Annotated in this window: 10 protein-coding genes; 2 read left to right on the top strand and 8 right to left on the bottom strand. The window is 65.5% G+C overall.

Features of this window, described 5'->3' with window-relative positions; translation table 11 throughout:
* From IC762_RS09260 to IC762_RS09225, 8 genes are all read right to left on the bottom strand, one after another.
* Positions 1–1,593: an NAD(P)/FAD-dependent oxidoreductase gene (locus IC762_RS09260; protein ID WP_210338430.1), complete on the bottom strand. Its 1,593-nt coding sequence runs from the start codon at positions 1,591–1,593 to the stop codon at positions 1–3.
* 108 nt (positions 1,594–1,701) lie between these two features.
* Positions 1,702–2,454 carry a 2-amino-5-chloromuconate deaminase CnbZ gene (cnbZ, locus tag IC762_RS09255; protein ID WP_195788498.1) on the bottom strand — a complete coding sequence of 251 codons (753 nt, stop codon included), beginning with the start codon at positions 2,452–2,454 and terminating at the stop codon, positions 1,702–1,704.
* Positions 2,455–3,207: 753 nt separating this feature from the next.
* Positions 3,208–4,377, bottom strand: a complete 1,170-nt coding sequence (locus IC762_RS09250; protein WP_195788497.1) for an SCO family protein — start codon at positions 4,375–4,377, stop codon at positions 3,208–3,210.
* Position 4,378: 1 nt separating this feature from the next.
* Positions 4,379–5,248 carry a hypothetical protein gene (locus IC762_RS09245; protein WP_195788496.1) on the bottom strand — a complete coding sequence of 290 codons (870 nt, stop codon included), beginning with the start codon at positions 5,246–5,248 and terminating at the stop codon, positions 4,379–4,381.
* A gap of 27 nt (positions 5,249–5,275) precedes the next feature.
* Positions 5,276–6,421: a tyrosinase family protein gene (locus tag IC762_RS09240; protein ID WP_210338429.1), complete on the bottom strand. Its 1,146-nt coding sequence runs from the start codon at positions 6,419–6,421 to the stop codon at positions 5,276–5,278.
* Between the two features lie 347 nt (positions 6,422–6,768).
* Positions 6,769–7,056: a GlsB/YeaQ/YmgE family stress response membrane protein gene (locus IC762_RS09235; RefSeq protein WP_195790064.1), complete on the bottom strand. Its 288-nt coding sequence runs from the start codon at positions 7,054–7,056 to the stop codon at positions 6,769–6,771.
* Between the two features lie 285 nt (positions 7,057–7,341).
* Positions 7,342–8,478: an amino acid ABC transporter permease gene (locus IC762_RS09230; protein WP_195788494.1), complete on the bottom strand. Its 1,137-nt coding sequence runs from the start codon at positions 8,476–8,478 to the stop codon at positions 7,342–7,344.
* Between the two features lies 1 nt (position 8,479).
* The gene (locus tag IC762_RS09225) at positions 8,480–9,667 is read right to left on the bottom strand and encodes an amino acid ABC transporter permease (protein WP_195788493.1); all 1,188 of its coding nucleotides are present in this window, start codon (positions 9,665–9,667) and stop codon (positions 8,480–8,482) included.
* Between the two features lie 82 nt (positions 9,668–9,749).
* Between IC762_RS09225 and IC762_RS09220 the strand changes: the two genes are divergently transcribed.
* Both IC762_RS09220 and IC762_RS09215 read left to right on the top strand, forming a co-directional pair.
* Complete coding sequence (locus IC762_RS09220; RefSeq protein WP_195788492.1) at positions 9,750–10,637, top strand: MurR/RpiR family transcriptional regulator; 888 nt, start codon at positions 9,750–9,752, stop codon at positions 10,635–10,637.
* A gap of 5 nt (positions 10,638–10,642) precedes the next feature.
* A complete protein-coding gene (locus tag IC762_RS09215; protein WP_195788491.1) occupies positions 10,643–11,992 on the top strand; it encodes an aspartate aminotransferase family protein in 1,350 nt (449 codons plus the stop codon).
* Positions 11,993–11,999 lie beyond the last annotated feature (7 nt).

The raw sequence follows: 11,999 nt of genomic DNA, 5'->3' as shown, positions 1-11,999 counted from the left end.
TCATATCTTCACCACGCGTTCGTGCAGCCGGCTGATGGCGTCGAGCGCGGAGAGGATCGCGCCCTCCTGCCAGGCCGGCAGATCGGAGGCATGCTCGCCCGCCAGCACGATGCGGCCATCGATTTGGCAGAGGTTGCGGTAGTGCTGCGCCCGCCCGGCATCGCTCCATTCGCCGCTGCAGCCGAGCGTAAAGGGCACGCGGTGCCAGGCCACCGCGACACCGGTCTCGAACTCCTGCTTGTATTGCGGATGGATCTTGGCGCCGAATGCGACCGCGCTCGAGACGCGCTCGGCCGGCGACATCGCGGTGAACTCGTAGGAATTGGCGCCCTCGAACAGATAGGCACCGAGCAGGATGCCGCGGCCGGCGCGGTTGAAGCTATAGCTCGGATAGCCGATCTGCCGGATCGGCAGGTCGGTGAAGCTGATGCCGCCATAGATCGCCTCGTCCTCTTCCCAGAACCGCCGTTTGAACTGCAGCCCGATCTTCACCGCGGCGGCATAGGGCAACGAATCGATCGCGTTCTTCATCGGCGCGCTGACGTCGAGCTGCATCTGGCTCAGGATCGGCAGCGGAATGGTGCAGACGCACCAGTCGGCGGTCGCCTGCTGCAGCGCCGACGATTTCGCGGCGTCGTAATAGCTCACGGTGACGCCGGAGCCGTTCTGCTGGATCTGCGTCACCTTGGTGTCGTAGCGGATGAGATCGCCGACCTCGCGCGCAAACGCCTTGCCGATCATGTCCATGCCGCCGACCGGCTGGAACATGGTGGTCTGGAAATTGTAGCGCGCGAAGGCCTGCAGATACCGCCATAGCCGCGAGCGCAGGATCTCGGAGAGCGAGATCGGGTCGCTCGGCAGCGGATCGGCGCTGAGCCCGCCGCCGGGATCGCGCGCATAGCCGCGGAACTCGGCGGATTCCAGATTGGCATTGTACTTGTAGTCGCGGTCGAGCGCGCCCCAGGCCCGCAGCGATTGCAGCAGGATCTCCTGATCTTCCTTGGTGACGATCTCGTCGAGCTTGCCCTGTTGCGTGACTTTGGCGAGCAGCTCCGAGACCTGGCCCTGGAAATCCGCCTTGATGCTGCGAATGCGTTGCGGTGTGCCGTCGAAGGCGCGCGCCGAATGCAAATAGGCGTTGTGGTTGAGCTGGATGAAGGGCTCCAGCGTCACGTTCAGCCGGCGGCAGTAATCGAGCAGCGCGCGGTGGTGATAGGGAATCCGCCACGGGCCCGGATTGATGTACAGCCCCTCCGCGAACTCGCACTTCTGCTTGGCGCCGCCGAGCTCGACAAAGCTGTCGCCGCCGCGGATGGTCCAGTTGCGGCCGCCGGGGCGACTGTTGTACTCGAGGATCTCGACCTTGTAGCCGGCCTTGCGCAATTCCAGCGCCGCCGTCATGCCCGCAAGCCCCGCGCCGAGGATCAGCACCGAAGCGCCTTTGGCGTTGCCGCCAAGCTTGATCGGGCCCTTGTAGGCGGATTCCGATGCGAAGCCGAGGCTCGTCATCGCATGATACATCGCCGAACTGCCGGCGACGGTGCCGATCAGCGCGAGCAAGTCCCGCCGCTTGATCCGAGATCCGTTGTGCACCCGCGTTCACCCAGCCGCATTCATCGTTGAGAGAAGGAAACGGTTGCCGCGCGCGGTGTCAAGAATAGCCGCACGCCTGTGCCTGCACCCACACGCGCTTTTGATACGTCAAACCACACGCTCGCGATGCACACGGCGGCAATCCATCTCATAGTCGAGCCCGACCACCGGTGGCCGGTCGAAATGCCAGGTCAGGCCGTTGCGCAGCACGCCGCGGCGGCCGAGTTCGCGTTCGAGGAGAGGATAGGCGTCGTGCACGGTGTAAAGTTGCACCGCGGTGGTGTCGGCCCACGCGCCGCCGAATGCGCGCATCCGGCGCTCCATCTCGTCGAGCACGAAGGTTGCCTTCGCCTGCATGCCAGCTGGACTGGTGTCGCCGGGCGCAACGGTGTGGTTACGATAATTCGCCTTGCCCTCGACGGATTCCCCGCTGCCGGCCACCACGAAACTCTCGGGCGTATCTCTCGGCGCCGGCACCGTGTAGCAGAACGCATGAAAGCACGGCTCCCGCGGCGGATCGATCTTCGGACAGACATTGCTGCGCGCCACCGGATTGACGCCATCACGCATCACGCCCCATTCGATCAGCGTCTCGATGTAGGCCGCGTTGAACGCCTTGAAGCCGTCCTCGGTGAACGGTGCCGGCGAGCGCAGTTCGCAGGCACCGAACGCGGTGAGCGGCCGGCCGGCGGCTTTGATGATATCAGCGATTTTCGCAAAGCCTGCGCTGAGCGGCACCGGTTCGGCGAACCTGACGCGCTCGACGGCAAAGCCGGGCAGCGCGCCAATGCCACAGGAATACTGGCTGACGCCGGGCATGAAGCGATAGCCGCTGTCGGGAGCTTCGGTCGTGTCGGTCATGGCGCCTCTGCTGATGTGATGGATGCGATGGTCGGGGTGATGTCTGGCGGCGAGAATACCCACGAATGGTGAGATGTCACCACGGCTATCGTGCCTGCGAAAGCGAGACGACGTCGAGTTTGGATCTGCATCGTCAGCCAAACCGCACGGTGTAGTCACCCGCGCATGCGGGTGATCCAGTATTCCAGAGGCAGCAGTGCTTGAGCCGAGAGGCCGCGGCGTACTGGGTCGCCCGATTAAACCGGGCGATGACAGCGGGGGCGGGGATATAGCTTCGCGTTCTCGCGACATGAATTGTCCGAGTTTTGCTTCTCGTTCCGCCCTCTCCGTTGATAGAGGGCGCAGGGAAAGCCGGGTGCCGATTGCACCCATGGGTCCCGTGCAACAAAAAGCACGGGAGTAGGACCACAGGTGTAACCGGGAACAACCCGGCTTTCCCTGCGCGATGGGTTACGGCTTATACGTGCTCGCCCCGGCGAGACTGGGCTTTTGTGTCACCGTCATCCCTGAGAAGCGCTAGCTTCTCAAAGGAATCAACACCTGCCACTAGGGCGTCAGGCCCGCACGATTTCACCGTCCGCGTTGCGCGCGCTACGTCTTCACGCGTTCCGCGTCCACCGCATCTCACACCGCACTCATGACGACTCGCGAAGCGCCCCTCGATCGGGTGAGACGCGAACATTAGACAGCTGAGTTGGGGTCTATGTCAAGAACGAATTCCGAAAATACGAAGATTCGTCGGCGCCCGATATGTCAGGCCTGAGCGCGGCTGCCCTGCTCGTTCAACGTCGCAACCGCCGCGGCCACGATCTGCTCCTCGTCCCAGTGGAGCCGTTCGAAGGACACCGCGACCTGCCCCGCGCCATCGAGGACATAAAGCTCGATGCGGTGGCGGTTCACCAGCGACTCGACGTAATTGACGCCGAGCTCGAAATAGTCACGCAGCGCCTCATGGCCCTCGACGGCCCGCAGCATCCGGTGGTTTTCATCCATCCGCACGGCGCGGTCCTTGCCGTAGACACGCAGCCGTTCGGGCCGATCGAACTCCGGATCGTAGGTGATCGCGGCCGTGCGGAGGCGCTCCGAGAGCCCTTGCGCGCCGAGCAATGCCTGGATGCGCGCAAGCTTGGTGACGCTGAGCGAGCACTTCATCGGATTGTCGCAGCGCGTATAGAAGAACACCACGATGGACGGGCAGCCGCGAAAGAATTCGGAGAACGTCAGCAGCTTGCCGTCCTGATCCTGCAGCACCACGGCGTCGATCGATTTGGGATCGGAGCGCGCCGCCGCCGTTCGGCTCGGGATCGTCTTGCCGTCCGGCAGGCCGCCGCAGCAGGACGGAACGCCAGTCGCAGGCGCGCGGATGGCCTGCAGGGTCCGATCGAGATCGAGGCGCAGCTTGCGCGACAGCCCCTGCTCGGCGCGCCAGCGTGTGAGCGCGGGCAGAACCATTTGCGCGTTCGGACCGAGCCAGGCCAGGGTCGCCAGCAATTCGGCCACCGCGCTCGTGCCGGAGGATGACGTGGCGTACTCGCCGTAGCTCGCAAACGAGATCGGCTCGTCATGGTATCGGACCTGGTCGAGGGCGCGCGCAAGGAACGGCGCAAACCTCTCGTTCGGCTGCGTGTGGGAGCGCAAGGCCCGGGCAGCCGCGGCGACCAGATAGGGATCGAGACCGGTATCGAGCTCTTCCAGCACGAAGATCAGCGCCTGGTCGGAGAGGGAGGCGCGCGCCAGCGCGAGCAGAATCCAGCCGCGCATCCGGACGACGGTCGCGGCTCCCCGCCCGCCATAGAGTGGATGTTCCTCGCGGAGTAGATCCGTGAGCTGCACCGAGCCGGCCGGATCGGCGGCCAGCCGGTCGACCAGGCCGGCGAACGCGTCTTCCGACATCGCGTGCGTTGCGTTGCCGGCGATCGCCATCTTACCGGTCGAACTTGCTGAGGAAGCGCCGCGCGGTCTGCTTGTATTTCGGCGCCGCCTTGGAAGATTTGAAGCGCGTGACGCTCTGCATCAGCGCCTTGTCCTTGCCGAGCGCGGCGTCATCGCCGAATTGCTCCAGCGCGGTCAGACTGGTGGCCTTGATATCCGAAAAGTCCTTCTTGTCCTTGACGATTTTCAGCGCCTGCTGCTGCAGCTTCTCCGGGTTCAGCGAATGCAATGCGGAAGCTGCGAGCTGCCGGTTCTCGCGGTATTCCTTCTTGTCGCGGAGCACCTTCTCGAACAGCGGCGCCGACTTGGCGTCGGCCGCGAGCAGGCGCAGGGCCTCACGCTTGGCATCTTCACTCGGCGGCTTCTTCACGATCGCCCGCGCGGCCGCGTAGGCGTCCGTGTGCGCATCATTGCCGAGCAACTGAAGCGCCTTCTCCGGCGGCAGCAGCGCCTTGGCGGGATCCTTCAGGCCGGCAAGCAGCTTCTTCTGGGCAAAGCCGTCCTTGTTGCGGGTGAGGATGCCGAGCACGCGCCGCCGCATTTCCTCACTGGCGTCGGTCGAGACTTCCCGGAGCGCCGCGATGTAGTCCGCATTGACGGATTCGAAGTTGGGAACGCTGAACGCGGCTGCGCCGAGCGCCTGCAGCGCGCCCATCCGCACTTCGATGGGCTTCTTGGTGTCGCACAGCACCTTCAACTGGCGATGAACGTCATCGGTGTTCTTCGGCACCCGGACGTCGACCGGAACCGGCGCGGCTGCCTGCTTTCGGGCCGAGGCCTTCTTTGCAATGGTCCCCCTCTTTGCAGCCTTCTGCTTCTTTGCAGCTTTTCGCTTCTTTGCAACTTTCCGCTTCGCTGCCATCATCGCGTCTCCCCGCGCAGATGCGCGCTAGAACTGGACGTCATCATAGTCGAACCCCATGTTGGCCGCAGCATCGATGGCGCCGTGGTAGTCGATGCAGTCGCGCACGCGCGGCTGCAGGCCCGGCGCCGCGACACAGGGCGACGCGGACATGGGTCCGCCCGGCGCCGTCACCGGACGGGTCGGGTCGGTGGCGCGGGTGATGCCGTTCCACGGCCACATCGTGTCGTTCAGTCGATGACCCGGCTTGCTGGTGCGTTGTTCATCGAACGATGACGCGTCCGCCGGGTTGAAGCGGGCGTTCTTGCGCTGCCATTTGGCCCACAGACGATCGACGTTGCAGTGGAGCAGGAAGAACAGCGGATCTTTCGCCGCCGTCGGCGGATCGTGGATGAAGCCGCCGAAGCTGGTATGTGCGAGCCCGTGCGGATCGCCTTCCATGTTGCGGAAGGTCCGGAATTGCGCGCCCAGCGCCAGCGTATCGTCCTCGCTCGCCGGATTCGGCGGCGCCTCCGACGTCGGAAAGTCCGGCGTGCGGGATATCCCCAGGGTGTTATCGGTCCTCCAGAATTCCAGCGGATTGCCGTTGCGGAATTTCACCGTTCCATTCGCGTCGGATTGCCCGAGGAAGTCGAGCGTGAAGATATTCGGCGCGGGTTCGTCGAAGCGCCAGTAGGGCAGCGTCACGCTGGAGTCGATCGCCTGGAGGTCGCGCTCCAGGTCGAGCAGATAGGAGCGGTGCCAGGGCAGGAAGCCGGGCGCGTTGTGCGCCTGCGACAAATTGGGACCCTTGTGCATGTTGTTGAAGTCGCTGTAGCGCCCGAGCCCCTGATTGTTGAGCTTGGCGAATGCCGCGACAAACCGATCGCGCTCGGCGTTGGTGAGCTTGTTGGCGTTCTTGCGGACGCGCACCATCAGATCGGCTGATCCGACCAGCGTGCTGCCGACGCGCGCCTCGATCTTGACGTCGCCATTGCTGGTGCTCGGCTGGCCGAACTTGCCGGCCGCGAAGAACGGAACGGTGGTACCGTCGGTCGGGACGGTCAGCGTCAGCGTGCTCGCGAAGGCGCCACTGGTGCCGCTGCGGAATCCGACTGCGCCGCCGTTTGCCGCCGAGACGCCCGCGATCTTGACGCTCACGGTTGCAGCGTTGGCGCCGGTGGGGTCGCTCACGCGGATCCGGCATGGAGATGGCGTCCATGTCACGAACCGTGACTCTGGAGCTGTGCCGTTGTTGATCTGCAATTCGACATTCATAATATGCTCTCCCAATCCGGGCGCCCAAACGGCATTCTCAACGAGCAACAAATAGAAATACAACCTTGTTGCGCGAATAGCAAGGCGACCCACCGCCGCAGGTCGGCAGCAGGTCAGTTCCCGGCTTGTAGCCGATTGAGCCGACAGGGTCGGCTTGCCTTGCAATGGGATGCAGAGCGACCGGCGAAGCGCGAAGCCGGCAAGATCAATCTAACGCGGTTCGCATTCGCAGCACGCCGCGAGGCTGCGGCCGTCGCGCGACGTCACCAATTCCAACGGCGTCGGTAGCCGAACCCACCGTTGATCAAGCGCAGGATCAGCAGGAAGACGACGGCGCCGATGAAGGCGTTCAGGATCGCCGCGACGAGGCCGACGCCGAGGTGAATGCCGAGGCGAGGCAGCAACCAGTCTCCGATGAACGCGCCGAGCAGACCGACAAGAAGGTCGCCGATCAAGCCAAAGCCGCCGCCTTGCATGACACGACCGGCGAGCCAGCCCGCGACAATTCCGACAAAGATGATCACGAGCACACTTTGATTGGAAAGATGCATGGCAGCCTCCGCGTCCAACGCCACCGGCACAAGTCTTGCGGGCGGGATTGGTTCCGAGCCGTGCCTACAATCGATGACGTGCTCTTCAAGTGATGTGAGCGCGCCGGTCAGGCTCCCTCTCCCCTTGCCGGGGAGAGGGGTGGCCGCGGGAGAGACGATTGATGCGAGCGTCGGTCTCGCAAATCGCGCGTCGGGTACGCACACATCGAGAGACCACCCGTGTGATACCCCTCTCCCCAACCCTCCCCCGCAAGGGGGGAGGGAGCCCTTCCAGCGGTGCCTGCCTCAATTCCCCGCGCGCCGGGCCTCGAGGCTGCGGCTGTAGCGCGACATCGCAAAGGAGAACACGAAATAGATCACGCCGACGAACAGATAGATCTCGACGCTGAAGGATTGCCAGGCCGGATCGACGATCGCGGTCTTCGCCGTGGTCAGGAGGTCGAAGATGCCGATGATCAGGACGAGGCTGGTGTCCTTGAAGAAGGCGAGGAAGGTGTTGACCAGCGGCGGGATGACGTGGCGGATCGCCTGCGGCAGCACGATCAGGGCGTGCTTACGCCAGTAGGACAGGCCGAGCGCGTCGGCCGCCTCGTACTGCCCGCGCGGCACCGCCTGCAGGCCGCCGCGCACCACTTCCGCGAGATAGGCGCCGGCGTAGAGGATGAAGGCGATCTGCGCCCGCAGCAATTTGTCGATGTTGACGCCGTCGGGCATGAACAACGGAAACATCACGCTCGACATGAACAGCAGGCTGATCAGCGGCACGCCGCGGATCAATTCGACATAGAGCACGCAGAGCGAGCGGATCGCCGGCAGTTTGGAGCGGCGGCCGAGCGCGACGAGAACGCCGAGCGGGAAGCCGAGGGCGAGCCCGAAGGTCGCGAGGATCAGCGTCACCGGCAGGCCGCCCCAGCGGTCCTGCGAGACAAAGGACATGCCGAACAGGCCGCCCCACATCAAAACGCCGATCGCGATCAGAGCCGCGGCCCAGAGCAGGAACAATTCCTTGCGCCAGAAGCTGCGCCGGCTCGAGATCACGAACAGCGCGATGAAGATCAGCACCGCTGCCGCCGGCCGCCACTGCTCGTCGAACGGGTAGGTGCCGAACAGGATGAAGCGGTATTTTTCCGGGATCACGGCCCAGCACGCGCCGAGCCCATGCAGCGCGCGGCAGGCCCCGGTGTCGCTGCCGGGGACGCGCCACACCGCGTTGGCGATGCCCCATTGCCAGAAGCCGATGCAGGCCTTGCCGAGCACGACGAGCAGCAGCAGCGTCATGATCCCGGACGGGATCGAGGGAAACAGATTGCCGCGCAGCCACGCCGCGATGTGGCCGCCCAGCGTGCGCCGCGCGCGCGGCCGGCGGATCGACAGTGGATCTTGCGGCAGCGGATCCTGCGGGAGATGCGCGACCGAGCTCATCTCAGCGCTCCACCAGCGCGATCCGCGCATTGTACCAGTTCATGAACAGGCTGATGCCGAGGCTGATGGTGAGGAACACCATCATGATCAAAGCGATCGACTCGATCGCCTGCCCGGTCTGGTTCAGCGTGGTGTTGGCGACCGAGACGATGTCCTGGTAGCCGACCGCGACCGCCAGCGAGGAATTCTTGGTCAGGTTGAGATACTGGCTGGTCATCGGCGGGATGATGACGCGCAGCGCCTGCGGCAGCACGATGTGCTGCAGCGAAAAGCTCCGCTTCAGCCCGAGCGCCTTGGCGGCATCCCACTGCCCGCGCGGCACCGCCTCGATGCCGCTGCGCACGATCTCCGCAATGAACGCCGAGGTGTAGGTGACGAGCGCGATCAGCAGCGCGAAATATTCCGGCGCTAGCGTCAGCCCACCGACGAAATTGAAGCCGCGCAGCTCGGGCAGCGTGACGCTCCAGCTTGCACCCGAGACAAACGACACCAGCGCCGGCAGCGCGACCACGAGGCCGAGCGCATAGGGCCAGGCCGGCCGCGCCCTGCCATCCAGCATCTGCTGCGCGATCAGGCGGCGCCGGACGAAATGCAGGACCACGAGCCCTGCGACCAGCGCAAGCGCGACCCACCAATTGGCCTCGTGCATCGGCACCGCCGGCAAGATCAGGCCGCGATTGGAAAGAAAGACGCCCTCGACCGGCTTCCAGGCCTGGCGCGCCGCCGGAAGGCCCTGCAGCAGGACGTACCAGAACAACAGTTGCAGCAACAGCGGCAGGTCGCGCAGCACCTCGACATAGACGGCGGCAAGCCGCGACAGCAGCCAGTTGGTCGACAGACGCGCGATGCCGACCAGCGTGCCGACGATCGTCGCCAATATGATGCCGATCACCGCGACGCGCAGCGTGTTGACGAGGCCGACGATGAAGGCGCGCAAATAGGTGTTCTTCGGCGTGTAGTCGATCCAGCTGTCTGATATCGGCATGCCGGCTTCGCGGCCGAGGAAGGCGAAGCCGGTCGAGATCCGCCGCACCGACAGATTGTGCACCGCGTTCGACCACAGGAAGGCGACGATGGCGACCGCGATGCCGACCACCAGCACCTGCCAGAACAGGCCGGCGATGCGCGGATCGTCGAGCGAGAGCCGCAAGGGCCGAGAAGGAGGGCGTTTCGGCGTCGATGTCGTCACAGCACAAGGACCCCAACGGGAAGCGATCTTGGCGCGCACTTCATATGTTGCACCAATTTGATATCCGTGCAACATATGTTTCATGGCCCAGGCTCAGCCGAAACCATCGCCGCTTGCATCTCCCCTTGCCGAATTGTGCAGCGCATTGCCGTCGCTGCCAATGCGGTTGCAGGAGGTCGGTCGTTTCGTCGCAGCCAATGATTACGACGCCACCACCCGCTCGATGCGCGAGCTTGCCTCCGTCGCCGGCGCCGACCCCGCCTCCTTCACCCGCCTCGCCAAGGCGCTCGGCTATTCCGGCTGGGATGAACTGCGCGCCGCGCTGACCGAGGCGCGCCGCCCGGTGCAGGCCGCGCCGTTCTCCGGCCGTGCCAAGAGCCGCCGCGGCGGACCGAATGCCGACGTCGCGCTGGTCAACGACAAGCTGGAGGCGGAAGCCGCCGGGCTGACGCGGATCTCGGCCAGCGCGATCGCAGACGCCGCGCGGGCGCTGCATGCCGCCGAGCGGATCTGGATCACGGGCTTTCGCAGCTGCCGCAGCGTGGCGGAACTGCTGACCTACGAGCTTCGCCTGTTCCGCCCCGGCGCGGTGCTGCTGGTCGGCGGCTCCGGGCCGTTCGATCTCGACCACGGTGCCTTCGGCGCCGACGACGCCGTCGTGGTGATCGGATTTGCGCCCTACTCCACCGCGAGCGTCGAGACCGCGCGCGCGGCGCACGATGCCGGCGCGACCATGATCGCGATCGCAGATTCGATCACCGCGCCGATGGCCGAGGGCGCCGATCATCTGCTGCTGTTCGAAGCCGCCACCTCGCCCGGCTTCTTCCCGAGTCTCACCGGCGCGATCGCAGTGGCACAGTCGCTCGCCGCGGTCGCCTTCACGCTGGGCGGCGCCGGTGCGAAGCGCAAGCTGGAGCAGACCGAGGGCCGGTTGGCCGAGATGTCGCAATATTTTGTCGAGAAAGGATAAGTGTCATGGCCGCCAACAAGAGCCGCGTGATGCACCGCAGCCTGCGCGAGACCCCGCCGAAGGCGATCGGCGGCGAGGGCGTCTGGCTGATTGCGGAGGATGGCCGCCGCGTCATCGATTCCTCCGGCGGCGCAGCGGTGTCCTGCCTCGGCCATCAGCATCCGCGCGTGCTGGCGGCGATTGCAAAACAGGCCTCCACCCTCGCCTATGCCCACACCGCGTTCTTCTCGTCGGCGCCGGCCGAAGAACTCGCCGAGCGGCTGGTCGGCCATGAGCCCGGCGGCCTCGGCTACGTCTATTTCGTCAGCGGCGGCTCGGAGGCGATCGAGGCCTCGATCAAGCTGGCGCGGCAATATTTCATCGAGCGCGGCGAACCGCAGCGGGCGCGCTTCGTCGCCCGCAAGCAGAGCTATCACGGCAACACGCTGGGCGCGCTGTCGGCCGGCGGCAATGCCTGGCGCCGCGAGCCCTATGCGCCGCTGCTGTCGCCGTCGTTCTCTCATGTCACGCCGGCCTTCGCCTATCACGAAAAGCGCGGCGATGAATCCGAGGCCGCCTTCGTCGCCCGGCTCGCCGCCGAGCTCGACGCCGAATTCCAGCGGCTCGGCCCCGACACGGTGGCGGCCTTCATCGCCGAGCCCGTGGTCGGGGCCACTGCTGGCTGCGTGCCGGCGCCGGACGGTTACTTCAAGGCGGTGCGCGAGATCTGCAACCGGCACGGCGCGCTCCTGATCCTCGACGAAGTGATGTGCGGCATGGGCCGCACCGGCACGCTGCATGCGTGGGAGCAGGAAGGCATCTCGCCCGACATCCAGGCGATCGCAAAGGGGCTCGGCGGCGGCTACCAGCCGATCGGCGCGATGCTCGCGAGCAGCACGATCGTCGACACCGTGCGCGACGGCTCCGGCGCGTTCCAGCACGGCCATACCTACCTGGCGCATCCGCTCGTCTGCGCCGCCGCGCTCGAGGTGCAGAAGACGATCGCCGAGGAAAAGCTGCTCGACCAGGTCAAGGAGCGTGGCCGACAGCTCGAGCAGCGGCTGATCGAGCGCTTCGGCAATCACCGCCATGTCGGCGACATCAGGGGCCGCGGCCTGTTCTGGGCGATCGAGCTGGTCGCCGACCGCGGCACGCGGCAGCCGTTCGATCCGAAGCTGAAGCTCAACCAGCGGATCAAGTCGATCGCCTTCGCCGGCGGGCTCGGCTGTTATCCCGGCGGCGGCACGGTCGACGGCAAGAGCGGCGACCACGTGCTGCTCGCCCCGCCCTATATCGCATCTTCCGGCGACATCGACATGATCGTCGAAAGGCTCGGCGCTGCGGTAGACGGCGCGTTGAAGGACGTTGGTCATTAGGAGGAGG

Origin of the sequence: Bradyrhizobium genosp. L, from assembly GCF_015624485.1 — a bacterium.
Classification (GTDB): Bacteria; Pseudomonadota; Alphaproteobacteria; order Rhizobiales; family Xanthobacteraceae; genus Bradyrhizobium.
The sequence above is the reverse complement of the archived record's forward strand: the minus strand, read 5'-3'. Positions and strand labels throughout refer to the sequence as shown.